General features: G+C 65.8%; 23 protein-coding genes. 11 read left to right on the forward strand and 12 right to left on the reverse strand.

What is annotated here, in order from left to right; genetic code table 11:
- Positions 1–2 precede the first annotated feature (2 nt).
- The 4 genes from PSV40_RS05350 to cutA all read left to right on the forward strand — a co-directional run bounded on the left by PSV40_RS05350 (position 3) and on the right by cutA (position 4,455).
- Positions 3–1,652, forward strand: coding sequence for a DUF4080 domain-containing protein (locus PSV40_RS05350; RefSeq protein ID WP_300535154.1), 1,650 nt, complete (start codon positions 3–5; stop codon positions 1,650–1,652).
- Between the two features lie 165 nt (positions 1,653–1,817).
- Complete coding sequence (locus tag PSV40_RS05355) at positions 1,818–2,636, forward strand: creatininase family protein (protein WP_300535157.1); 819 nt, start codon at positions 1,818–1,820, stop codon at positions 2,634–2,636.
- A 126-nt stretch (positions 2,637–2,762) separates the two neighbouring features.
- Positions 2,763–4,112 carry a sorbosone dehydrogenase family protein gene (locus tag PSV40_RS05360; protein WP_300535161.1) on the forward strand — a complete coding sequence of 450 codons (1,350 nt, stop codon included), beginning with the start codon at positions 2,763–2,765 and terminating at the stop codon, positions 4,110–4,112.
- Positions 4,113–4,119: 7 nt separating this feature from the next.
- Entirely contained in the window at positions 4,120–4,455 is a 336-nt protein-coding gene (gene cutA, locus PSV40_RS05365; RefSeq protein ID WP_300535164.1) for a divalent-cation tolerance protein CutA, read from the forward strand.
- Here the strand turns inward: cutA and PSV40_RS05370 are convergent.
- The 9 genes from PSV40_RS05370 to PSV40_RS05410 all read right to left on the reverse strand — a co-directional run bounded on the left by PSV40_RS05370 (position 4,450) and on the right by PSV40_RS05410 (position 11,905).
- Positions 4,450–5,118 carry a histidine phosphatase family protein gene (locus tag PSV40_RS05370; RefSeq protein WP_300535167.1) on the reverse strand — a complete coding sequence of 223 codons (669 nt, stop codon included), beginning with the start codon at positions 5,116–5,118 and terminating at the stop codon, positions 4,450–4,452. The two genes, cutA and PSV40_RS05370, sit on opposite strands and share 6 nt — an antisense overlap.
- A 138-nt stretch (positions 5,119–5,256) precedes the next feature.
- A complete protein-coding gene (locus PSV40_RS05375; RefSeq protein ID WP_300535170.1) occupies positions 5,257–6,288 on the reverse strand; it encodes a threonine dehydratase in 1,032 nt (343 codons plus the stop codon).
- Positions 6,289–7,002 carry a VOC family protein gene (locus PSV40_RS05380; RefSeq protein ID WP_300535172.1) on the reverse strand — a complete coding sequence of 238 codons (714 nt, stop codon included), beginning with the start codon at positions 7,000–7,002 and terminating at the stop codon, positions 6,289–6,291. It abuts the gene before it with no gap.
- On the reverse strand, positions 6,999–7,982 hold the full coding sequence (locus tag PSV40_RS05385; RefSeq protein WP_300535175.1) for a PhzF family phenazine biosynthesis protein: 984 nt from the start codon (positions 7,980–7,982) through the stop codon (positions 6,999–7,001). Before PSV40_RS05385 ends, PSV40_RS05380 begins: the two co-directional genes overlap by 4 nt.
- An 89-nt stretch (positions 7,983–8,071) precedes the next feature.
- Complete coding sequence (locus tag PSV40_RS05390; protein WP_300535178.1) at positions 8,072–8,692, reverse strand: glutathione S-transferase; 621 nt, start codon at positions 8,690–8,692, stop codon at positions 8,072–8,074.
- Positions 8,693–10,024, reverse strand: coding sequence for a PLP-dependent aminotransferase family protein (locus PSV40_RS05395; RefSeq protein WP_300535180.1), 1,332 nt, complete (start codon positions 10,022–10,024; stop codon positions 8,693–8,695).
- 20 nt (positions 10,025–10,044) lie between these two features.
- Positions 10,045–10,374 carry a DHCW motif cupin fold protein gene (locus PSV40_RS05400; RefSeq protein WP_300535183.1) on the reverse strand — a complete coding sequence of 110 codons (330 nt, stop codon included), beginning with the start codon at positions 10,372–10,374 and terminating at the stop codon, positions 10,045–10,047.
- Positions 10,371–11,288, reverse strand: coding sequence for a DMT family transporter (locus PSV40_RS05405; protein ID WP_300535186.1), 918 nt, complete (start codon positions 11,286–11,288; stop codon positions 10,371–10,373). Before PSV40_RS05405 ends, PSV40_RS05400 begins: the two co-directional genes overlap by 4 nt.
- On the reverse strand, positions 11,285–11,905 hold the full coding sequence (locus PSV40_RS05410) for a LysE family translocator (protein ID WP_300535189.1): 621 nt from the start codon (positions 11,903–11,905) through the stop codon (positions 11,285–11,287). Before PSV40_RS05410 ends, PSV40_RS05405 begins: the two co-directional genes overlap by 4 nt.
- Positions 11,906–12,037: 132 nt before the next feature.
- On the opposite strand from PSV40_RS05410, the gene PSV40_RS05415 reads away from it, so the two are divergent.
- The 4 genes from PSV40_RS05415 to PSV40_RS05430 all read left to right on the forward strand — a co-directional run bounded on the left by PSV40_RS05415 (position 12,038) and on the right by PSV40_RS05430 (position 16,107).
- A complete protein-coding gene (locus PSV40_RS05415; RefSeq protein ID WP_300535191.1) occupies positions 12,038–13,534 on the forward strand; it encodes a PLP-dependent aminotransferase family protein in 1,497 nt (498 codons plus the stop codon).
- Positions 13,535–13,830: 296 nt separating this feature from the next.
- Positions 13,831–14,184, forward strand: coding sequence for a GNAT family N-acetyltransferase (locus PSV40_RS05420; protein WP_300535194.1), 354 nt, complete (start codon positions 13,831–13,833; stop codon positions 14,182–14,184).
- Positions 14,185–14,302: 118 nt separating this feature from the next.
- Positions 14,303–15,481 (forward strand): adenylate/guanylate cyclase domain-containing protein, encoded by a 1,179-nt coding sequence (locus tag PSV40_RS05425; protein WP_300535196.1) that lies wholly within the window; start codon positions 14,303–14,305, stop codon positions 15,479–15,481.
- 215 nt (positions 15,482–15,696) lie between these two features.
- Complete coding sequence (locus PSV40_RS05430; RefSeq protein WP_300535198.1) at positions 15,697–16,107, forward strand: low affinity iron permease family protein; 411 nt, start codon at positions 15,697–15,699, stop codon at positions 16,105–16,107.
- A gap of 16 nt (positions 16,108–16,123) precedes the next feature.
- Here the strand turns inward: PSV40_RS05430 and PSV40_RS05435 are convergent, their stop codons facing one another.
- On the reverse strand, positions 16,124–16,273 hold the full coding sequence (locus PSV40_RS05435) for a hypothetical protein (protein ID WP_300535200.1): 150 nt from the start codon (positions 16,271–16,273) through the stop codon (positions 16,124–16,126).
- Between PSV40_RS05435 and PSV40_RS05440 the strand changes: the two genes are divergently transcribed.
- A complete protein-coding gene (locus PSV40_RS05440) occupies positions 16,272–16,787 on the forward strand; it encodes a DUF2141 domain-containing protein (protein WP_300535202.1) in 516 nt (171 codons plus the stop codon). The two genes, PSV40_RS05435 and PSV40_RS05440, sit on opposite strands and share 2 nt — an antisense overlap.
- A 119-nt stretch (positions 16,788–16,906) precedes the next feature.
- Here PSV40_RS05440 and PSV40_RS05445 read toward each other — a convergent pair whose 3' ends face one another.
- Complete coding sequence (locus tag PSV40_RS05445; RefSeq protein WP_300535204.1) at positions 16,907–18,610, reverse strand: phospholipase D family protein; 1,704 nt, start codon at positions 18,608–18,610, stop codon at positions 16,907–16,909.
- A 115-nt stretch (positions 18,611–18,725) separates the two neighbouring features.
- The gene (locus PSV40_RS05450; RefSeq protein WP_300535207.1) at positions 18,726–20,654 is read right to left on the reverse strand and encodes an ATP-binding cassette domain-containing protein; all 1,929 of its coding nucleotides are present in this window, start codon (positions 20,652–20,654) and stop codon (positions 18,726–18,728) included.
- 142 nt (positions 20,655–20,796) lie between these two features.
- On the opposite strand from PSV40_RS05450, the gene PSV40_RS05455 reads away from it, so the two are divergent.
- Together PSV40_RS05455 and PSV40_RS05460 are read left to right on the forward strand one after the other, a co-directional pair.
- Complete coding sequence (locus PSV40_RS05455) at positions 20,797–21,279, forward strand: (2Fe-2S)-binding protein (RefSeq protein WP_300535209.1); 483 nt, start codon at positions 20,797–20,799, stop codon at positions 21,277–21,279.
- A complete protein-coding gene (locus PSV40_RS05460) occupies positions 21,276–23,555 on the forward strand; it encodes a molybdopterin cofactor-binding domain-containing protein (protein WP_300535212.1) in 2,280 nt (759 codons plus the stop codon). Before PSV40_RS05455 ends, PSV40_RS05460 begins: the two co-directional genes overlap by 4 nt.
- The last annotated feature ends 226 nt before the right edge of the window (positions 23,556–23,781 follow it).

Raw genomic sequence — 23,781 nt, forward strand, 5'->3', positions numbered from 1 at the left:
GCATGAACTCCCTCGCGCCTTCGCCCCTTCTCCCTGAGCCTCGGGGCGGGGCGCGCATTGTCCTGGCCACGCTCAACGCCAAATACATCCATGCCTCGCTGGGCCTGCGTTACTTGCTGGCCAACATGGACACCCACGGCGGCGCCGGCCTGCGCGCGCAGACACAGCTGCGCGAGTTTGTCATCGGCCAGCCCGAGACCCGCATGGTGGAAGACCTGCTGGCGCTGCAGCCCGAGGTGATCGGCCTGGGGGTCTACATCTGGAACGTGGTGGAAACCACGCAGCTGGTGCGCCTGCTGAAAACCTTGCGGCCCGACATCAAAATTGTGCTTGGCGGGCCCGAGGTCAGCCATGAGGTTGGGGAGCAGGAAATCTGCCGCCTGGCCGACCATGTCATCACCGGCTGGGGCGATGTGAGTTTCCCGAAACTGTGCCGCACGCTGCTTAAATTACCAGGTGGGGGCCCGCAGCCGCTGATGAAAGTGATTGCCGGCGAGCAACCGCCGCTCGATGAACTGGCGCTGCCCTACAACGACTACACGGCCGAGGACCTGGCGCAGCGCCTGCTGTATGTCGAGGCTTCGCGCGGCTGTCCGTTCAAGTGCGAATTCTGTCTGAGCTCGCTCGACAAGACCGCCTGGGCCTTCGACCTGGACATTTTCATGGCGGAGATGGAGGCGCTGTACCGCCGCGGTGCGCGCAACTTCAAGTTTGTGGACCGCACCTTCAACCTGAAAATCGACAACTCGGTGCGCATCCTGCAGTTTTTCCTGGACCGCATCGCCGAAGCGCCCGATGTGTTTGTGCATTTCGAAGTGGTGCCCGACAGCCTGCCGGACCGGCTGAAGGAACTGATTGCGCAGTTCCCCGACGGTGCACTGCAGTTCGAGGTCGGCATCCAGAGTTTCAACCCCGAGGTACAGCAGCGCATCTCGCGCAAACAGGACAACGGCAAGACAGCCGACAACCTGCGCTGGCTGGTCAATGAGAGCCGCGCCCATGTGCATGCCGACCTGATTTTTGGCCTGCCCGGCGAGACGCTGCAGAGTTTTGCAGAGGGCTTTGACCGCCTGCACGCCCTGGCGCCGCACGAAATCCAGTTCGGCGTGCTCAAGCGTCTGCGCGGCACCCCGATCACGCGGCACACGCTTGAATTTGCGATGGCCTATGACCCGCACACGCCCTACACCATCTTGCAGAATTCGACGGTGGATTTTGCGACCATGCAGCGCATCAAGCGCTTTGCGCGTTACTGGGACATGGTCGCCAACTCGGGCCGGTTTGCCTTGAGCCTCGATCTGCTGCTGGCGCCCGGCTCGGCCTTCGGGCATTTCCTGGCCTTCAGCGACTGGCTCTGGCAGACGACGGGCAAGACGCATGAGTTTGCGCTGGAGAAATTGGTGGACCTGCTGTTTGCGCATTTGACGCAAGTGCGTTTGCTCGACCACCAGCGGGTGTGCGCTGCGTTGCTGGCGGATTACCAGGCCAGCGGTGCGCGCGGGCGGCCGCAGTGCCTGGCAGAGTTGCTGGGCGGCCCGCAGAAAACGCCTTCGACAGCGGCGGAGCAACACGGGGCTCGGCGGCAGGGCCGGCATCTGAGTCAACAGCAGAACTTGCGGGTGGAGATTCAGAAGGCAGCGGCGGCGGCTTAGAGTTGAAACTTCGAACCGTTCGGGCTGAGCTTGTCGAAGCCTCGTCTCTTATGTGAAGTCTTGTGCTTGCCACCAAGCCTCCAACAGCAGAAGCAAAGAAGGCGTTGGCAAGCTCAGCCCGAACGGCTGAACACCCCCCAGCGCAGAATGGCCCAAAATACGCCCATGAACCGCGCCCGCCCCTCCCCAGCACCTTTCCCCCATTTCTGGGCTGACCTCAAAAGCCCCGACTTCGCCCGCCTCGATGCGGCCGCGGCCATCGCCGTCTTGCCGGTCGCTGCGATTGAGCAGCATGGCCCGCACCTGCCGCTGAGCGTGGACACCGATTTGGTCAACGGTGTGCTTGCGCACAGCCTGCCGCACCTGAAACAAGGGGGCCCCGTGCTCTTCCTGCCGACCCAGACCGTGGGCCGCAGCATCGAACACATTGCTTTTCCCGGCACCCTGACCCTGGGCGCGGCGACCTTGATCCAGAGCTGGATTGACCTCGGTGAATCGGTCGCGCGCACCGGCGTCAAAAAGCTGGTTTTTCTCAATGCGCACGGCGGCAACGTCTCCACGCTGGACATCGTGGGCCGCGAGCTGCGGGCCCGTTTCGGCATGACGGTGTTCACCGTCAACACCTTCAGCCTGCCGCTGCCGGTTGCCGTGAAACAGCTGTTCGGCCCCGACGAAGAACGCTTCGGCGTGCATGGCGGCGACATGGAAACCTCCATGATGCTGGCCTTGCATCCGCACAAGGTGGACATGGCGCTGGCGCAGAACTTTCACTCCAGCAGCCAGGACCGGGCGCGGCAACACACCATCCTCGGCAACGGCAGCAGCGCCAAACTGGCCTGGGCCGCGCAGGACCTGAACCCGCAGGGCGCGGCCGGCAATGCGGCGGCGGCCACGGCCGAAAAAGGCCTGGCGGTGTTGCAGGCCAGCGGCGCGGCGCTGGCAGACCTGCTGCGCGAGATCGGCCAGCTCCAGCCGCTGGCCTGAAGCGCCGGCCGCGATACCCCTGCGCTGACAGGTGGCTGAGGGGCCGGCTGACAGCCGGCGCGTGCCGGCTGTGCCAGAGTTGCGTTGACGCAGCCCTGTATTTTTCGTGACAAAGGCGAGACCCTCATGCAGACATCGAAAACCCTGAATTCAACCCAGCACCGGCTGAGGGCGGTGACCCTGTGCCTGCTGCTGGCGGCAGGCCTGACGGCTTGCGGCGACACCTCCAAGCTGCCGCCCGGTGCCGACCTGGGCGCCACGCCGACCTTGCCGCCGCCGACGAAAACGCTGATCCCGACCGTGCATATCGCCGAGGCCACCGGCTGGCCCGCGGGTGTGCTGCCTGTGCCCGCGGCGGGGCTGCATGTGACGGCGCTGGCCAGCGGGCTGGACCATCCGCGCTGGCTCCACGTGCTGCCCAACGGCGACGTGCTGGTGGCCGAGAGCAACAAGCCGGCCCAGCCGCAGGCCGGCTTCAGCCTCAAGGGCTGGATCACCGGTCTGGTGATGAAACGCGCCGGCGCCGGCGTGCCCAGCGCCAACCGTATCACCCTGCTGCGTGATGCCGATGGCGACGGCGTGGCCGAAACCCGCACGGTGTTTTTGCAGGGCCTGAACTCACCCTTCGGCATGGCGCTGATCGGCAACAACTTTTATGTCGCCAACACCGATGGCGTGGTGCGTTTCCCTTACGAAACCGGCCAGACCGCCATCACCGCGCCGGCCGTCACCCTGACCGACCTGCCGGGCGGACCCATCAACCACCACTGGACCAAAAGCCTGATTGCCAGCCCGGACGGCAGCAAGCTGTATGCGACCGTGGGCTCGAACAGCAATGTCGGTGAAAACGGCATGGAGGCCGAAGCCGGCCGTGCCGCGATCTGGGAGATCAACCCGCAGACCGGCGCCAAGCGCCTGTTTGCGACCGGCCTGCGCAACCCCAACGGCATGGGCTGGGCGCCGGGCGGCGCCTTGTGGACGGTGGTCAACGAACGCGACGAAATCGGCAGCGACCTGGTGCCCGACTACCTGACCTCGGTGAAGGACGGTGCGTTTTACGGCTGGCCTTACAGCTACTTCGGGCAGAACGTGGATGAACGTGTCAAGCCGCCGCGTCCCGACCTGGTGGCGGCGGCTGTTGCGCCCGACTATGCGCTGGGCAACCACGTGGCGCCGCTGGGCATGGCGTTTGCCGAGGGCAGTGCGCTGCCGCCAGCCTTGTCCAGTGGCGTGTTTGTCGGCGAACACGGCTCCTGGAACCGCAAGCCGCGCAGCGGCTACAAGGTGGTGTTTGTGCCGTTCAAGGACAAACAGCCCAGCGGCCTGCCGATTGATGTGCTGACAGGTTTTGTGAGTCCGGACGGCAAGGCCTGGGGCCGCCCGGTCGGCGTGGCCATGGACAAACGCGGCGCCTTGCTGGTGGCCGACGATGTGGGCAATGTGGTCTGGCGCGTCAGCAGCCAGGCGCCGCGTTAGGGTCACCATGGACGCGGTCTGCATGGTGATGACGGCCATGGGCAGCGAGGACGCGGCGGAAATGTTGGCGCAGCAACTGGTTGAAGCACAGCTGGCCGCCTGCGTGCAGGTGATGCCCGTGAAGAGTTTTTATGTCTGGCAGGGCCAGAGCCGGCGCGAAGCCGAATACCTGCTGTTGATCAAGACCCGCGCGGCGCTGTATGCGCAGGTGGAGACTTTCATTCTTGCCCATCACCCTTACGAAACGCCGGAGATTCTGCAGTTGCCGGTGACCGCGGGCTCCAGCGCCTACCTGCAATGGCTGGGCGCCTCCACGCTGGGGACGGGCAGCCAGACCCTATGAGTAGGTGATCCAGTCCGCGTGTTCCGGTGCATCCAGGTGCGGCAGCGTGTTGTAGGTCACCAGCATGTGGCGTTTGGGCGTGAAGGCAAACTCGGTCAGCGAGCAGTTGCGTATGCGCAGGTTCAGGTCGACGGTGGCCTCGGGGCTGGTGCCCAGCACATGGCCGACGGCGGTGGCAATCGGGCCGCCGCTGGAGACCAGCAGCACATTGCCGGTGTAGCTGGTCTTGACGTGGTCCAGCACCCCGGTGATGCCGGCCACAAAATCGGTGTAACTGGGCATGCCGCGCGGGCTGACCACGCCGGCCATCCACTGCGCCAGGCCGTCCTTGAGCAGGCGGAAGTGACTGCGATACATCTCGGGCGAGGTCGGCTTGTCGAGTTTCGCCGGATGGATGGCTGCGATCACCGCCTCCGCGTCGTATTCGTTGAGCCCTGGCTGCCGCAAGGCATCGAGCGCCGTGCCCATGCCTTCGCAGATGCCGGCAAAGGTCTGGATCTGGCGGTTCAGCGTGCCGGTCAGCGCCGCGTCGAAAGTCACGCCCTTGTATTTGAAGTACTCCCCCAGGCGCACGCTCTGCCTGTGCCCCATGCTGCTCAGCACATCGTAGTTTTCAGCGCCAAACGATGCCTGGCCGTGGCGCACGAGGTAAAGGGTTCCCATGGGCAAATTGTGGCGCGTGCCGCAGGTGCGCCTAGTCACGCGTGTGACCGATAGCGCTAAAAAGCAGTCAGTCCAGCCGGGGCCGCGGAACCGGCTTCGCCGGGCCGCAGGCGCAGCGCCCCCTCGGGGGGCAGCGCACTACGCGAAGCGAGAAGCGTGGGGGCTCAATACCTTGGCGACAGTGGCGCTGTCCACGTTGCCGCCGCACAGCGTGGTGCCCACCACCTGGCCCTCGAGCTGCGCGCGTTCCTGCATGGCGGCGGCAAAACTCGCGGCGCCCGCGCCTTCGGCGATGTTGTGGGTGTCGGCATACAGGTCGCGCATGGCCTGCGCGACCTCGTCGTCGCTGACCTTCACGATGTGGTCCAGGTGCGGCAGCAAGATGTCGAGCGCGGCCGGGTCGGCGATGCGGCAGGCCATGCCGTCGGCCAATTGGGTGCTGACCGGCGCTTCGACGACGCGGCCGGCAGCCAGCGAGTCGGCATAGGTCGTGGCATGGGCGCTGACCACGCCGACGATGCGCAGCTTTCGCCCCAGCGCCAGTTTGGCGGCAATCGCCGAACACGCACCCGAACCCTGGCCGATCGGCACATAGACCACATCGAGCTGCGGCACGGCCACCATGAACTCCCACCAGTAGGTGCTCACACCGCTGAGCAGGTCGGCGTGAAAACTCGGCACCATGTGGGCGCCGCGTTCGGTCGCCAGGCGCATCGCGAACTCACGGCTTTCCTGGAAGTCCTCGCCGTGTTCAACCAGCGTGACGCCGAGCGCGCGCATGGCGGCGTTTTTCTCCAGCGAGTTGCCGCGCGGAACCACGATGGTGCATGCCACGCCGTGCGCGCGTGCCGCCCAGCCTATGCTCTGGCCGTGGTTGCCCCGGGTGGCGCTGATGACTTCCTTCGGTAACGTGCCGGCCTGGCTCAAGGCGTCGAAGTAGGTCAGGCCGCCGCGGATTTTGAAAGCACCCACCGGCGTGTGGTTCTCGTGTTTGATCCAGCAGTCCGTGCCCAGGCGCTGGCTCGACAGGCCCCAGCGGTATTGCGGCGTGGCCTGGAACTCGCGGTAGACCACGCGGGCCGCGGCTTCGATCTCCGTCAGCGAGGGCAGGTCGGGCAGGCCGGTACTGGGGCGGGTAGCGGGCGGAGCAAGCGCTTGCGTTCGGTACATTCAGACGCCTTTCGATTCGAGTGTGACGAAGCCGCGCGGCGTCTGCAGCGTGGCAAGAAGATTGGGTGCACCCAGGGTCACGGTCACACCGGCCAGCCCGATGGCGGCATACGCGGCCTCCAGTTTTTCGGGACGCGGGTGGCTGACCTGCAGCGCCTGCAGCGTGACGCCCGAAGCCGGCATTGCGTCCAGTGGGTGGGCGGCACGCGCTGGGTCCTCGCCGGCCTCACCCCACTGGATCAGGGTCGGCAGCGTGCCGTAGAACAGCCGCTGGCCGTCGTCGCGCACGGTGATGCGCCACTGGAGCAGGGCCGTCGCGGTCTGGCGCGAGACTCCCACGACGCTGCCGCGGTCCAGCCCGAGGGCGGCCAGTGCCTTGACGGCCGAGACCACGCCGGGCACGCTGGCGACAAAATGGACCAGCTGCGGGCCCTCACCGGCCACACGCGCCTGCAGTTCGCGGTCGTCCATGTCGAACCAGCGCTGCGTGCCGGCCGCCCTGCGGGGCGTGCCGCCGGGCTGGATCGCAATGATTTCGAAGTAGGCGCGCGGGAAGGCGGGGCCGGCCACGCTGAACAGGCGGTTGTGTGTGCCCATCAGCGGATGTTCACCGCCGGGGCCGGGCGTGATGCCCAGGGTGTCCTCGCACCACGCCACGCCCTGCGCCAGGCTGGCCGCCACGACGACCAGGTGATCGACCTGGGCACGGTTCACAGCGTCACCGTGCCGTTGATGCAGGTGACCGACTGACCGCCGACCCAGACCTGCACAGAACCCTGCGCATCCGTCTCGCGCGTCAGGCAGACGCGGCCGGCGCGGCCCAGGCAAGTGCCTTGCGCGGCCACATAACGCTCGGGCGCGTGGCCTTCGGCGATCAGCCATTGCGCCAGGCTGGCGTTCAGGCTGCCGGTGACCGGGTCTTCCTCGATGCCGATGGGCGCTGCAAAAGCCCGCACCTCAAAGTCTGCCGTGGCTGTTTCTGCGGGGCTGGTGGGCGCGCTGCCGGAAAAAGCGCGCGCTTCGCGGTTGGTGCGTGCTATTAAAACAGGAGCTGTCTGCGCTGGATGGGCGCCGGCTACACCTACTTTCAGGCCATGTTTCTTGAGTGCGGCGTGATCCGGTTGCAGCTGCAGCACGGTGTCGGCGCTGTCCAGCAACAGGCCCAGCCAGACCGGTCCGTTGTCGAGCAGCTGCGCGGCCAGGATGTGTTGTGCTTTCAGGCCGAGGGCGGCGGCCACCTGCGCCAGTACTGCGGGGCTGGGCGCCGAGCGCTGCAGGGGCGGCGCAGCAAAAGCCAGGAGCCCGCCGTCCTGTCCTGAGCTTGGCCTGTCCTGCGCATGTCGAAGGGTCGAAGGGTCGCGCCGGATTTTCACCAGGCCGACCTGGCATTCCTGCACGATGAAGTCCTGGCGTTTGGGTGTGCCGCCGGCCTGCAGCCAGGCGTGGCAACTGCCCAGCGTGGGGTGGCCGGCAAAAGGCAGTTCGCCGCCTGGCGTGAAGATACGCACGCGGTAGTCGGCAGCAGGATCGGCGGGCGGCAGCACAAAGGTGGTTTCCGAAAGGTGGGTCCAGCGCGCAAAACGCTGCATGGTTTCGTCGTCCAGGCCGCTGCCGTCCAGCACCACGGCCAGCGGGTTGCCGAAATAGGGCTGGTCAGTAAAGACGTCGACTTGGTTGAAGGGCCTGGTTTTCATGGTGCGGGATCAGAAGGGGAGAGGTGAGAGGTGAGAGGTGAGAGGTGAGAGGTGAGAGGTGAGAGGTGAGAGGTGAGAGGTGGAAGTTGTCAGGTTAGCGCCAGGTCCAGCACACCCTTGCTGGCCTGCCGGGCGCACAGGCTGTCGTACCAGCGTTCGAGGTGGGGACGGCTCTGGCGCGGCTGCGGCAGGCCGAACCAGCGATGCACCTCGCAGGCCACGGGAATGTCGGCCACGGTGAAATGCTCGCCGACCATGAAGTGACGCTGCGCGAGGTGGGCATCCAGCATCGCCATCAGCGCCTCGACTGCGGCGTTGGACTCGTCAAGCAGCGCGGCATCGCGCTGCTCGGGCGGCGTGCGCACCAGCTGCCAGAAGCCGGGGCGGCTGGCCGGGTTCAGCGTGGTCTGCTGCCAGTCCATCCAGCGCTCGGCGTCGAAACGCTCGTGCAGGTCGGTTGGGTACATGTCACCCGATGAATGCCGGGCGCACAGGTAACGCACGATCACGTTGGACTCCCACAGCACAAAACCGTCGTCCTCGATCACCGGCACCAGCGAGTTGGGATTGAGCTGCATGTATTCGGGCGTCTTGACCAGGCCAAACAAACCGCCTGCTTCGGTGCGCTGAAAGTCCAGGCCCAGCTCCTGTGCCGTCCACACCACTTTCTTGACGTTGATGGAGCTCATGCGCCCCCAGATCTTGAGCATCTATTTGACCTCTACACTGTTGGCCCCCACGCTCCCCACTGCGTGTGGTTCGCTGCCCCCCGGGGGGGCGCTGCGCCTGCGGCCCGGCGAAGCCGGTTCCGCGGCCCCTGTTTGTGAAGAGGGGAACCCCGCGCTTGTCGTTGCGCGAGCCTGGGCGGGACGGCTCTCCCGGATCGCTGCCGCGAGCGCAGCAATGCCCGTGTCGATCTGCGCGATGCTGGCCGTGACAAACGACAGGCGCAGGGTGCGCTCGTCGGCGTTGTCGGCGTAAAAAGCGGCGCCCGGCACAAAGGCCACGTTTTTATCGACGGCTTTGGGCAGCAGCGCCACTGCGTTCATGCCGGCCGGCAAACGCGCCCACAAAAACATGCCGCCGTCGGGCGTGTTCCAGCTGACGCCTTCAGGCATCTCGCGTTTCAGCGCGGCCAGCATGGCGTCGCGCTGCGATTTGTAGAGCGCGCGAATGGTCGGCACATGGCGGTCCAGGAAGCCGTCTTTCATGACCTCGGCCACCATGCGCTGGTTGAAGCCGGGGCTGTGCAGGTCGGCCGCCTGCTTGGCCTGCAGCAGCTTGGGGTAGAGCGCTTTCGGTGCGACCAGAAAACCCAGACGCAGACCGGGCGCCAGCACCTTGGAAAACGAACCGAGGTAGAGGCAGCCGTCCGGGTTGCGTGCGCTCAGCGGCAGCGGCGGCGGCGTGTCGAACCACAGGTCGCCGTAGGGGTTGTCTTCCACAATCGGCAAACCCAGTTCGGCGGCGCGGGCCGACAACGCGGCGCGGCGCGCCTCGCTCATGGTGCGGCCGGTCGGGTTCTGGAAGTTGGGCAGCACATACAGGAAACGCGCGCCTTTTGCCTTCATCGCCAGATCGTTGACGTCAATGCCTTCGTCGTCGCTGGCCACACTCACCACCTGCGGCTCCATTGGCGTGAAGGCCTGCAGCGCGCCGAGGTAGGTCGGCGTTTCCACCAGGATGGGGCTGTCCTTGTCGATCAGGATCTTGGCCAGCAGATCAAGGCCTTGTTGCGAGCCGGTGGTAATGAGCACCTGCGCGGGGTCCACTTTCCAGGGCAGCATGGCCGCCACCATCTCGCGCAGCGGCCCGTAACCCTCGCTGGCGGCGTATTGCAGGGCCGCCGGCCCGTCTTCGCGCAGCACCTTGGCGCAGGCCTCGGCAAACGCGCTGACCGGAAAGGTCCTGGGAGAGGGCAGGCCACCGGCAAAACTGATGATGCCGGGCTTTTCGGTGACCTTGAGGATCTCGCGGATCACCGAAGGGTTCATTTTTTCGGCGCGTGCGGCCAGGGTCCAGTGCATATTCTTGGTGTCCATGGTTGTTGTCTTTTCCTGTGTCAATCCACAATAAACAGTGTCGCACCTTTGGGGGCGCTGGAGCGGTGCGCCTCGGCGCCGTCGGCCACCTGGTAACTCATGCCGGGCAGCAGCACATGCCGGCTGCCGTTGTCGAGCTCGGTGTGCAGTTCACCCGCCAGGCACAGCAGGACATGGCCCTTGCTGCACCAGTGGTCGGACAGGTAACCGGGCGTGTACTCGACCATGCGCACGCGCACCTCGCCAAACTGCTGCGTGCGCCAGAAGGCCTGACCGGCCTGCGCCGAATGCTCGGTGCGCGCCACGGTGGACCAGTCGGTCGTTCCGAAAGGAATGTGGCTCATCTTCATGTGGCTGCCTTCAAGGTGACGGTGTGGACGGGCATTTTCTTGCCGGCAAACACGGTGGCGATCACGGCCAGGGCAAAACCCACGGTGACTGCGTCCAGGCGCTCGCCGAGCAGCGGCACCGCAAACAGCATGGACAAAAAGGGCTGGACCAGCTGCACCTGGCTCACACGCACCGTGCCGCCCAGCGCCAGCCCGCGGTACCAGGCAAAAAAGCCCAGCCACATCGAAAACACGCCGAGGTAGGCAAAGCCGGCCCAGGCGCTGGTCTTGAGTTCAACCGTTGGCCAGTTGACGAGTGACAACGGCAGGGTCAAGGGCAGGGAGATCAGCAATGCCCAGCAGATCACATGTTCGGCCTGCATGTGCTGCGACAGCCGCGCGCCGTAGCCGTAACCGACGGCCGCGCACAACATGCCGGCCAGCAGCAACCCGTCTGCGAAATGGATGGACAGGCCGGCAGTGCTGCCGGAACGCAGCACGGCAAACACCACCACCAGTGCGCTGCCGAGTGCCGCGCACAGCCAGAAGCCGGCCGAGGGCCGCTGGCGGTGCAGCAGCGCGCCGACGGCGGCAGTGGCCAGCGGCAACACACCGACGATCACGCTGGCATGCATGGCCTCGACATAACGCATGGCAATCGAGGTGAACAGCGGGAAGCCGAACACCACGCCACCGGCGGTGATGGCCAGCGGCAGCCAGTCCTGCCGCTGCGGCAGCGGTGCGCGGGTGGCCAGCAGGAACAGCGCCGACAGCGCTGCCGCGACCACGGCCCGGCCCAGCGCGATGAACACGCCCGACATCTGTGGCGCCTCGGGCGTGCCCACGGCCAGTCGCGTCATCGGCAGGGTCACCGCAAAAATCACAATGCCCAGCAGGCCCAGCCACAGGCCCTTGTTGATCTGTTGTTGCGTCATAAAAACAGCATCCAGATCGCCGTGGCCACCAGCACCGCCGCCATGGCGCGGTTGAACCAGACCAGACGCCGGCCGCTGCCGGCCGGGCCGCTGAGCCACTCGCGCAGCAGTGAGCCGGCCAGCGCGTATGTCAGGTTGCTGACAAAGGCATAGGCCAGCATCACCGGCAGCACCACGGCAAAACGCAGGCCGGGGTCGCTGCGCCCGGCGATCCAGCCGCTGACAATCGCGAGCGCCAGCATCCAGGCCTTGATGTTGACGAACTGCAGCGCCGCGCCCTGCCAGAAACCGACGTTCATGCGTTCTGCGTCGGCTTCGCTGAGCTGGCCCAACTGCCGGGTGCGCGCAATCTTCGAGGCCAGCCAGAGCAGGTAAACCACGCCGATGAGCTTGATTGCCAGGCCCAGCAACGGAATCGCCAGCAGCAGCGCGCCCAGGCCCAGCGCACACAGGCTCAGCAACACGCCCCAGCCGACCGGCACCGCGCAGACAAACGGCATGGCGCGGCGCAGGCCGTGGTTGGCCGCCAGGGCGGTGGACAGAGTGGTGTTGGGGCCGGGCGAAAAGCTCATCGCCGTCGCCAGCACCAGCAGGGCTGTAAATTCTTGCCAATTCATGACTCAGACTTTATAGTTCAAGCCAGCACACTACCAATACAGTTGTAGTGACAAATTTTCAAACTGTGCTGGTCAAATTGTCAGCACACAGGCCGCAGGTGTTGCCTTGCACCGGGGCCGCCGGGATCCGCCATGTTGATGAAAACCGCTTCCCAGTCCCTGACCGAGCAGCTCAGCGCACGGTTTGCCGAGCGTATTCGCAGCCGCTTGCTGGCGCCCGGCGCGCGCCTGCCCTCGGTGCGCCTGTGTGCCGGGCAGCAGGGCGTCAGTGTGTCCACCGTGGTCGCGGCTTATGACCAGTTGCAGGCGCAGGGCCTGGTGGTGGCGCGCAGGAACCGCGGATTTTTTGTCCGCGATGCATCGTTCAATGCGGTCCTGGCGCCCGTCCATCCAGCGCATGTTGCTGCAAAAACCGGAGCGTCCGGGGCGCTGGAGGCAGGCGCACCCGAAACCCCGCCACCGCTGAGCAGCTGGAGCACCGCGACCTGGATGGCGAGCCGGCAGGCGCCGGTGGATGCCACGGCGCTGATCCGCGGCATGTTCCACAAGGTCAGCAACAAGCCGCAACCGGGCATGGGCGTGTTTCCGCCCGAGTGGCTGGAGACCAGCTTCATGCCGGCGGCGGTGCGCAGGGTCACCAGCGGCAGCGCGCTGCGCGAGTTTTCACTCAGTTACGGCGAACCCATGGGCGACAGCGGCCTGCGCCGCGCGCTCTCGCAAAAACTCAGCGCGCTCAATGTGCATGCGGTGCCCGAACAAATCATCACCAGCGTGGGTGCCACCCATGCCCTGGACATCGTGAGCCGCACGCTGCTGCGCGCCGGCGACTGCGTGATGGTCGAGGAGCCCGGCTGGGCCGTGGAGTTTGCGCGGCTCGACGCACTGGGCATGCGCATCCTGCCGGTGCCGCGGCGTGCCGACGGGCCCGACCTGGAGGTCATGGCGCAGTACTGCGCGCTGCACAGCCCGAAGCTGTTTGTCAGTGTCAGCGTGTTCCACAACCCGACCGGTTATTGCCTGGCGCCGGGCAGCGCGCACCGCGTGCTGCAGCTGGCCAACCAGCACAACTTCCACATCGTCGAGGACGACACCTACAGCCACCTGGCGCCCGAACATGCGACGCGGCTGTGTGCGCTCGACGGCCTGCAGCGCACGATTTATGTCAGCGGTTTTGCCAAGATCCTCGCGCCCGGCTGGCGCGTCGGTTTCATGGCCGCGCCGCCCGACCTGGTGGAGCGCCTGCTCGACACCAAACTGCTGGGCACGCTGACCACGCCCTCGCTGCTGGAAAAAGCGCTGGCCTGGTGCATCGACCAGGGCCAGCTGCGCCGCCATGCCGAACGCATTCGCACCCGGCTGGACGCGGCCCGCGCGCGCAGCGTCAAGCTGGCCCTGGCGCACGGCTGCAGCTTTGCGGCGGAACCCGCCGGGCTGTTCGGCTGGGTGGAGACCGGTGTGGACACCGACGCGCTGGCGCAGCGCATGCTCGACGAGGGTTACCTGATCGCGCCCGGTGCGCTGTTTCACGCGGTGCGCAAGCCCAGCACCCTGATGCGCATCAACTTTGCGACCACCCAGGAGGCGGCGTTCTGGAAGGTGTTTGCGCGGCTGCGGGACGGAATGACGTGAGCCGTCTTCCGGTTTTCATGTATTTTTGGCCTCCAGCCCTTGAGAGACGGGCGCAGGCAGCTATTGAATCCATAGCAAGTTCGGTCCCCTGGAATAGCAAGAGGCAGGGGGTCCAGCCATGCTGATCGAGCAGCTCCGGCCTGCCCATGCGCATGACTACCGGGCCCTGATGCTGGAGGCCTATGCCCTGCATCCCGCTGCCTTCACCTCCAGCGTCGCCGAGCGCGCCGCCCTGCCGCTGTCGTGGTGGCAGGCGCGGCTCAGCGAAGAGCCGCTTGCCGCGGAGCGGGTACTTGGTGTTTTTCAGGACGACCGGCTCGCCGGCGTTGCCGGCCCTGTCGTTCGAGACGCGCGAGAAGTTGCGCCACAAGGCCACCCTCTTCGGCATGTATGTGCCCGCCCGGTGTCGCCAGCAGGGGCTGGGGCGTGGGCTGGTGCAGGCCGTGCTGGCCCAAGCGGGCGCCCGCCCCGGGGTCCGGCTGGTCCAGCTCACGGTCACGCAGGGGAACGATGCAGCCCGCGCCCTGTATGAAAGCTGCGGTTTTGTCGCTTACGGTGTCGAGCCCTTTGCCGTCGCCGCAGGTCCGGCCTATGTCTCCAAGATCCACATGTGGTGCAACATCGGGTTTCCCGATGCCAGCCTCTCCTGACCCGGGAACACACCATGGCAGGCAAGAACAACTGGTATTCCAGCGCGGCCAAGGCCGCCTCGCGTTACGCCGGCCGACCGGCTCCTGGAACCGGGTCGAATTCCGCCATACTGACCGAATGAATGCTGCTGAAACGCTTTCCGCACGCGCTGCGCGCAACTTCTTCACCCACAGTGGTCATGTGCCACTGGTATTGCTGATACTCGAGGCGCTGCTGGCGCGCCCCGGTTACTTTGCCGGCGCCGACCCCTATCTGTTGCTGGCCTCGGGCATGGGGCAGGCCTGGCTGATGGAGTGGCTGGCCCTGCGCGGCCGGCCGCGGCCTTTTCTCGCCAATCTGGCCGGCCCGCTGCTTTATTCCGTGGTCGAGACGGGCCTCGAGGGCGCGGCTTTCTTCCAGCAGTGGCATCACCAGGCCTACTGGGCTTTTGCGTTCGGCTTCGCCCTGCTGCAATCGGCGCAGGCCAGGCAAGCGGGGGGCGCGGCCCCTCTGGTGTTGGCCGAGAACGTGCTGCGCTCGGCGATCCCGCTGGTGATGTATGCGCTGTTCGAGGCCCGCAGCAAGAATACCGCCTTATCGTTCGACCTCTTCTTCGCCGACCGCGCGCATGACTTTCTCGCGGTGGTGCTGCTTTTGCTCGGGGTGTTGCTGGGCTTTGCCGACATCCATCTGCGCCGCTCACTCGCTACGGTGCGCTCGCTGACGGCGCGCCTGCGCCAGTATTCGGAGTGGTCGCTCGGGCGTGGCATTCTTGACCGTGCGATTGCTGACGAGCGCAGCCTGTCGCTGCAGCGCGTGGGCCGCGCCATATTGTTCATGGACATTCGCGGCTTTACCGCCTGGAGCGAGTCGCAGACGCCCGAGGCCGTGGTCCGCATGCTCAACGCCTATTACCGGATGGCGGAAGAGGCGCTGGGCGAGAACCCTCCGATCAAACTCAAATACACCGCCGATGAAGTCATGGCCGTGTTTGCGGATGCTGCCCAGGCCGTGACCGCGGGCTCGCGCATGCTAGCCTCGACGCGCAAGCTGCTGACGGCTTCGAATCTGACGGCCGGTGCCGGCGTGCATTGTGGCCAAGTCGTCGAAGGGGTGCTCGGCGGCGAGGGCGCCAAGGCCTATGATTTCATAGGCGACACGGTGAATACCGCGCAACGCCTGTGCGATGCCGCGGCGCCCGGCGAATTGCTGGTGAGCATCGTCGCCTGCGACGCCGCAGGCCTTGCGCCCATGCAGCAGCGCGACATCCTGGCCAAAGGCAAGCGTGAGCCTTTGCGCGTGGCTGTGTTTGCATGAGTGATCGCCGAAGCGGGTTGTTGCACAGGCGCCGCTGCAACGATGGGACCGGTCCTGGGGGTGACCGCCGTCGCTGTCGGGGCTTTGTTTGGCGTGACGGCCTGAGCCTGCTGGCTTGAAGCGGCAAGTGCCTGAAACCCCTTTGCGCGGACGACGGACCGGATGGCCCGTCGTTGCAGCTGTTGTCCGACTCCTTTCAAACAATGAGGCTTTACATGCATAACACCGTCTGGTACTCCCGGTTCGCGAAACAGGCGTCGCACTTCTGCGGCCGTCCCAAGGTGTTCGTGCTCGCGGTGGGCGTGATCGCTGCGTGGATCGTCACCGGCCCCTTGTTCGGCTTCAGTGACACCTGGCAACTGGTGATCAACACCGGCACCACCATCGTCACCTTCCTGATGGTTTTTCTGATCCAGAACTCGCAGAACCGCGACACGGAGGCGATCCAGATCAAGCTGGACGAACTCATACGGGCGACCCAGGGCGCCCACAACGCGCTGCTCGATCTTGAGGAACTGAACGAAGAGTCGCTGGACGCCTTCAGGATCCGGTACGGCGCGCTGGCGGCCGCCGCGCGCAAGGGGCTACGCGACGGCCTGCGCGACACCGACACGCCGGAAGCCTGAGGGGGTGCCCGGCCGATCAGGGCATCTCGTCCATCATCACCGTCCCATGGTTTTTCTGCTCCAGAACACGCAGAATCGGGATATCGAAGTCATCCAGTTGAAACTCGAGGAACCCTGACACAAGACCGGCCCGGCTTGCGCCATCCAGGACTGCGAGGAAGACCATGAATCACTCAAGCACGAGCAAGTGTGCCTGCTGCGCCACGCGCCCGCCGGCGGGGCGGGCCACGCGGGGCCAGCGTTGGGCAGCGTGGTGGTCCATGCTGCTGGTGGCGACGCTTCCTGCCAGCGTCCTGGCGCAGTCGGCCTGCCCCGGCATTCACGTGAAGATTCTGGACATCCGGAGCAGCACAGGCGCCGTGGCCTGCGCGCTTTTCGAGTCGTCGGTGGGGTTCCCGACGGAGTACCTGCACGCCGCCACCCAGATCATGGTCATCAAGGTCCGGGACAGGCAGGCACGCTGCGACTTTGAAGACATCGCGCCGGGCAGTTATGCCCTGGCCGTTGTGCATGATGAAAACATGAACGGCAAACTGGATGTGAACTGGCTGGGCATCCCGGTGGAGGGCTACGGCTTTTCAAACGACGCCAGCGCCCTGCTCGGGGCCCCCTCGTTTGCGGCCGCCAGCTTTCCCTATGACGGAGAAAACCTGGAGATGACGATCAGCCTGAATTACTGACGACGCTTGCCGCCTGGCGACCGGCCGGCCGTCTGTGCCTCCCCCCGGAAAAGCGGGCCCTTCCGGCCTGCGGTGTCGTCAGCGGTTGACAATCAGCACAGGAAACGCCGCGTTGCCGCTCAGAGCATCTCGTCGGGCGCGAGGGGTCCGATCAGCATGAGCATGAGCTTGAGCCCCAGGCTCGCGTCCGGCTCCGTGCGGGAGTCTTTCAGCTGCGAACCTTGAGGCGCGCGCCAGACAAGCTGGCCGTCCTGCAGCTCGACCTTGTACGCACCCTTGGCGAGCGCCGGTTCAATCAGCCGGGTGGTGTCGGCCGAGAGTTTGCTGCTGCGGATCACCAGCGCGACCTCGCTGTTCTGCAGCTGGGAGCGCAAGTCCAGGTTCATGGAGCCGATCACCAGCAGGGTGTCGTCCAGCACCACGATCTTGGCGTGCAGGCTGGCGCGCGAGCCGCCGGCCGAGCCGGTACTGCCGAGAGAGCTGAGGCCGCTCAGCGTGCCTTCCTGCTCGGCGCGCATTTCATACAGTTCAATGCCCAGGCCCAGCAGTTCCTTGCGGTAACGGGCATACCCCACATGTGCGGCGGGTGCGTCGTTGGACGCCAGGGAGTTGGTCAGCACCCGGATGCGCACGTCCTTGCGCCGGATGGCCGCGAACTGGTCCATCATGCGCCGGCCCGGTACAAAGTAGGGCGAGACGATCAGCAGGTCGCTTTTGGCCTCTGCCATCAGCTGCAGCAGGCCATCGACCGTGGTGTCCTGTGACGCTTCCACCGCATCGGCATCCGCGGCGATTTTGGAGGCCTTGTCGACCAGCAGCGTCGACGGTGCCCAGATCCATTCGAGCAAGGCCAGGTTGGTGCTGTCGGGCAGGGGTTCGGCCACGCTGACCGAGCCGTCAAGCGCGGTGACTTTGCGCACGGCGGATTTCGCGGTTGGGGGCCGGGCGGCGCCGGTGGCATTGCCGCCGGCAGAAGCGCTGGCTTCGCCGTGGACAGGCCCGGCCTGGCCCGCCCGCGGGGCCGTTGCTGCCGGCGGTGGCTTCATGGCTTCCAGCTGCGCGGCGGTCATCAATGACTGCGCCGGGTAGGCCAGCGGGTTGTTCCAGTACAGGTCAAAGCTGTGTGAGAGGTCGCGCACGATCCGGCCGGCGGCCAGCACGTCGGCGTCGATGAAGTTGGTGGCCTCGCCCTGGCCGAAGTAGGTTTCGCCGAGGTTGCGCCCGCCGGTGATGGCAACCGCGTTGTCGGCGACAAAAATCTTGTTGTGCATGCGCCGCTGGAGGCGGTCCATGTCTTTCAGCGCCCCGAGGACGCGAAAAAACATCGACCCGCGCCCGCCGGACAGGGGATTGAACAGGCGCAGCTCGATGTTTTTCTCAAAGGCGAGTTTGAGCACCTGGGCGTTTTTGCCGGCGGTATTGAAGTCGTCAAGCAGGATGCGGATGCGCACGCCGCGGGCGGCGGCGGCGCGCAGGGCGTCAAACATCCGCAGTGTGGTCTCGTCGGCATGGATCGCGTAATACTGGATATCCAGTGTTTTTTGCGCGGCATTGATCAGCACCATGCGGCTGGTGAAGGCCAGCTCGGCGCTGTTGACCAGCGCAAAACCGGAATCGTTGTGGGTTTCCGCCTGGGCGGCGCGGGCTTGCACGGCCCGGCCGATACGGGTTTCCGTCGGGTCGGCCAGCGCCGACGAGACCGGCCTGTCCACCTCGCTGGGCAGGGAAGCGCAACCGGTCAGCCACAGACCCAGCATCAGCGCAGCGATCCAGCGCCAGGGGGCAAGAAAAAGGCGGGCGGGAGGCGGCGTACGTGGGGGCATGGAACCAGTTCTGGAGGATGCTGCCACTGTAGCGCAGGCCGCTGTGTCAAAGGGGGCCGCGCGCCCCGACACCGGCGCGAAATCCTGTAGGTGTTTCACCCGACCCCGTTGGCGACTAACTGGACAGGATCTCCCAGCGCTGCAGCGCCGCCATCAGTTCTTCCTCGATTTTCGTGTTGCGGGCGTTCAGTTCGGCCGCGCGTTTGGCGTTGGTGGTGTACAGCGTGCCGTCAAACAGCTCCTGCTCGATCGCCTTCTGCTGCGACTCGAGCTGCTGGATCAGCGCCGGCAAGCCGTCGAGTTCGCGCTGTTCCTTGTAGCTCAGCTTCTTTTTTGATAGCGGCTCGCGCACGTCCTTGCTGGGCTCCGGCGTGTTTTTGCCTGTATTTTTGGTGCTGGCAGGAGTCGCAGTCGCCTTGCCGCCGCCGGTGATTTGCGCCGCACGTTTCGACTGGGTGATCCAGTCCGTCACGCCGCCCTCGTACTCGCGCCAGAAGCCCGGGTTGCCGGGCGTGCCCTCGTAGGCAATCGTGCTGGTGACCACGTTGTCGAGGAAACGCCGGTCGTGGCTGACCAGGAAGACCGTGCCTTCGTAGTTCTGCAGCAGGTCTTCCAGCAGTTCCAGCGTGTCGATGTCCAGGTCGTTGGTCGGCTCGTCGAGCACCAGCACGTTGGCCGGACGCGCGAACAGGCGCGCCAGCAGCAGGCGGTTGCGTTCGCCGCCGCTCAAGCTGCGCACGGGGGAGCGGGCGCGCTCGGGGCTGAACAAAAAGTCGGTCAGGTAACTCTTGACGTGTTTTTTCTGGCCATTGATTTCGACCCACTCGCTGCCCGGGCTGATGAAGTCTTCCAGCGTCGCGTCCAGGTCCAGTGCGTCGCGCATCTGGTCAAAGTAGGCCACCTGCAGGTTCGCGCCCTGGCGCACCTTGCCCGGGGGCAGGGTCACATCGGGCTGCAACTCGCCCAGAATCAGCTTGAGCAGCGTGCTTTTGCCGGCGCCATTGGGTCCCAGCAGGCCCACCTTGTCGCCGCGCAGCAGGGTGGCGCTGAAACCGTTGACGATGATTTTGGAGGCACCCGGGTGGCCAAAACTTTTCGTCACGTTGGTCAGTTCGGCCACGATCTTGCCGCTCTTGTCGCCGCTCGAGACATCGAGGTTGACGCGGCCGACCGCATCACGCCGCGCCGAGCGGTTGTCGCGCAGGGCTTCGAGCCGGCCGATGCGCGCCACGCTGCGGGTGCGGCGCGCTTCCACGCCCTTGCGGATCCACACCTCTTCCTGCGCCAGCAACTTGTCGGCCTTGGCGTTGATGACGGCTTCCTGCGCCATCTGCTCTTCCTTTTGCACCAAATACTGCGCAAAGTTGCCGGGGTAGCTCAGCAGCTTGCCGCGGTCCAGCTCGACGATGACGGTCGCGACCTGGTCCAGGAAGGCCCGGTCGTGGGTGATGGTGATGATGCTGCCGTTGAAGTTGACCAGCAGCTCTTCGAGCCAGGCGATCGAATCGAGGTCCAGGTGGTTGGTCGGCTCATCCAGCAGCAGCACGTCGGGTTTGGCGACCAGCGCCTGGGCCAGGGCCACGCGCTTTTTGGTGCCGCCCGAGAGCGAGCCGACGATGGCGTCCTTGTCCAGGTGCAGCCGGTGCAGGGTTTCCTCCACGCGTTGCTCCCAGTTCCAGCCGTCCAGCGCCTCGATTTCCGACTGCAGGGCGTCCAGGTCGGTGTGTTCGTCGGCCGCCAGATACAGCTCCACCACATGCCGTGTCCTTGCCAGTCCTGCGCTGGCAGCTATGAAAACAGTAGCATGCGGATCGAGGCTGGGCTCCTGCGGCACGTAGGCGATGCGCAGGTTCTGCTGTAGCTGCAAGGTGCCGTCGTCGGGTTTTTCCAGGCCCGCGAGGATTTTGAGCAGGGAGGACTTGCCCGTGCCATTGCGGCCGATCAGGCCAATGCGCTGGTTCGGTTCCAGTGAAAAATCTGCGTGGTCCAGCAGTGCGACGTGCCCAAAAGCGAGTTGAGCGTCAAGAAGTGTAATTAATGCCATGTTGTCAGGGATTATCCGGGTGCGCCATTTCGCATGCTGGTTTCCGGGCTTTGGGAGATGGGGGCCGGATGGCTATAGTGCAATGGACATCTGCGGCGGGCAGCCGCTTGGATCGGGCCAGCCCGACACCACCGGACGTTTTATGGAACTACAAATCAACGGCCAGGCCGTGCAGGTGGACGCCGACCCGGCCATGCCTTTGTTGTGGGTGCTGCGCGACCTGCTCAATATGACGGGCACCAAGTTCGGCTGCGGCGTGGCGGCCTGCGGTGCCTGCACCGTGCGGGTGGACGGGCAGGCGGTGCGCGCCTGCGTCACACCCGTGGCCACCCTGGCGGGCAGGCGCATCCAGACCATCGAGGCGCTGGGCACGCCCGCCAGGCCACACGCGCTGCAGCGTGCCTGGATCGCCGAACAGGTGCCGCAGTGCGGCTACTGCCAGTCCGGCATGTTGATGGCGGCGGCGGCCCTGCTTGAAAAGACGCCCAAACCGACCGACGCCGACATTGATGCCGCCATGACCAACATCTGCCGCTGCGGGACCTACCAGCGCGTCCGCCTCGCGATCAAGCGGGCCGCAGGCATGGGGGGTGTCGTCCGGGCGCCGGTGAAAAAGCGTTCATGAAAAGAAGGACCTGGCTGCTCAGCGCGGCGGGTGCCGCCGGCGCCCTGATTGTGGGCTGGGGTGCGTTGCCGCCGCGCTCGCGCACCGGTTCCGGCCGGCTCTGGCCGCCGGCCGAGGGTGAGGTGGCGCTCAACGGCTGGATCAAGATCACCGCCGACGGCTCGGTGGTGCTGGCCATGGCGCGCAGCGAGATGGGCCAGGGTGTCCACACGGCCCTGCCCATGCTGGTGGCCGAAGAGCTGGATCTGCCGCTGTCGCGCGTCCATCTTGAGCAGGCCGGCGCCGACAGCATTTACGGCAATGTGGCGATGCTGGTCGCCGGCCTGCCCTTTCATCCCTTCGAGCTCGAGGAGCGCCCGTTCAAGGTCAGGGCGGGCGAATGGGTGGTTCGCAAGCTGGCACGGGAGCTGGGCATCAATGCAACGGGCGGATCGAGCAGTGTGGCCGACGCCTGGCTGGTGCTGCGCACGGCGGCCGCCACCGCGCGCGCCTCCCTGCTGGGGGCGGCGTCGCTGCAGTGGCGCCTGCCGGTGGCCGAATTCACGGTCAGCAACGGCGTGATTTCGCACCCCTCGGGCAAATCTGCGCATTACGGTGAGCTGGCCCGCTTTGCCGTCGCCACGCCGCCGGGCAGTGTGACACTCAAGGCGCGCAAGGACTGGAAGGTCATTGGCCGGAACGCAGCGCGCAAGGATATTCCCGCCAAGGTCGATGGCACGGCCCGCTTCGGGCTCGATGTGCGTTTGCCCGGCATGCTTTACGCGGCGATCCGCATGTGTCCGATGTTGGGCGGTGCACCGGGGTCTATCGATGTGAACGCGGCATTGGCCATGCCGGGGGTGGAGCGCCTGGTGCGCCTGCCCCCTTACGCCGGTTCCACCGCGGGTTTTGCCGTCGTGGGGAAAAGCTGGTGGCAATGCCAGCAGGCTGCGCAGGCGGTGCCGGTGGACTGGCACCAGCGCCCCGCCGGCGCGCTCGACTCGCGCCAGATCGAGCGCGCGCTGGAAGCTGCGCTGCAGGGGGAAGACGGGGAAGACAGCGAAAAGGGCTTCACCTTTTACGAAAAGGGGTCGGTGGCACAGGCCGAGGCGGGCGCCGCCCGCAAGCTGGAGGCGCTGTACCGCGCGCCCTACCTGGCGCACGCCGCGCTGGAGCCCATGAACTGCACGGTCCAGGTAAGGGACGGCAAGGTGTTTCTCTGGGTGCCGACCCAGGTGCCGCAGATGGGCGCGGCGATCGCGGCGCGTGTGGCCGGCGTGGCGGTGGAAGATGTCAGCGTCATCGTCACCCTGCTGGGCGGCGGTTTTGGCCGCCGGCTGGAGGTGGACTACATCGCCCAGGCGGTCCGGGTGACCATGGAGTGTGGCGGTCGCCCGGTGCAGCTGATCTGGTCCCGGGAAGAAGACACCACCCACGACTTTTACCGGCCCATGCATCTGGCCAGGCTTGTCGCGGCAGTCGACGCCCAGGGCCAGCCCGTCAGCCTGCGCATCCGGTCGGCCGGCGACGCCATCAGTCCGCGCTGGATGGAACGCGGTGCGCCCATGCTGGCCGGCCCCGTCGATACGCCCGACAAAACCACGGCGGAGGGCTTGTTTGACCTGCCTTACGGCTTTGCCCACCAGCACATGTCACATGTGGCCACCCGTCAAAGTGTTCCCGTGGGCTTCTGGCGCTCCGTGGGGCATTCGCACAATGCCTTTTTCTCGGAATGCTTTATCGACGAGCTGGCGTTTGCGGTGCAGCAGGAACCGCTGGCGCTGCGCCGGCAAATGCTCAAGGATGCGCCGCGCTACCTGGCCGTGCTGGAGCTGGCAGCGAGCCAGGCTTCATGGGGCGGAAAACTGTCCCCAGGGCGGGCCAGGGGCATCGCGCTGCATGAATCTTTTGGCTCCATCGTGGCGCAGGTGGCCGAGGTGTCGCTGGTCAATGGCCAGCCGCGGGTGCATCGGGTGGTGTGTGCCATGGATTGCGGCACGGTGGTCAACCCCGGCATCGTCGCCCAGCAAATGGAAAGCGCCGTGGTGTTTGCGCTCACGGCCGCCTTGTACGGCAAGGTGGACATCCACGACGGCGTGGTGCAACAGAAGAACTTTCCCGATTACCCGATGCTGCAGCTGGCGCAGGCGCCCCTGGTTGAGACCCATCTGGTGTCCAGTACGCGGCCCCCTGGCGGTGTGGGTGAACCCGGCGTGCCGCCACTCGCGCCCGCCGTGGCCAACGCCCTGTTTGTATTGACCGGAACGAGGTTGCGGTCTCTGCCGCTGGTCCCCTAGGCTTAATCAGCGTGGCGGCATGCGATGGCGGGTGGTGAGGGTGTGAAGACGGGGCTCACGGTGCGTTTTCCAACATCTTTTCTCGCAACCGCAAGAAAACAGTGCTATAGTCGATGGCTCTGCTGATGAAACAGCGAATCGCCAAAGGCGGCTCCAGTCAGAAAGCAGAGAAAAAAAGCTTCAAAAAAGTTTGACTGTGATGAAAAATCCGGTATATAATTCGAGG

Source organism: Polaromonas sp., from assembly GCF_029945925.1.
Lineage (GTDB): Bacteria > Pseudomonadota > Gammaproteobacteria > Burkholderiales > Burkholderiaceae_C > Polaromonas.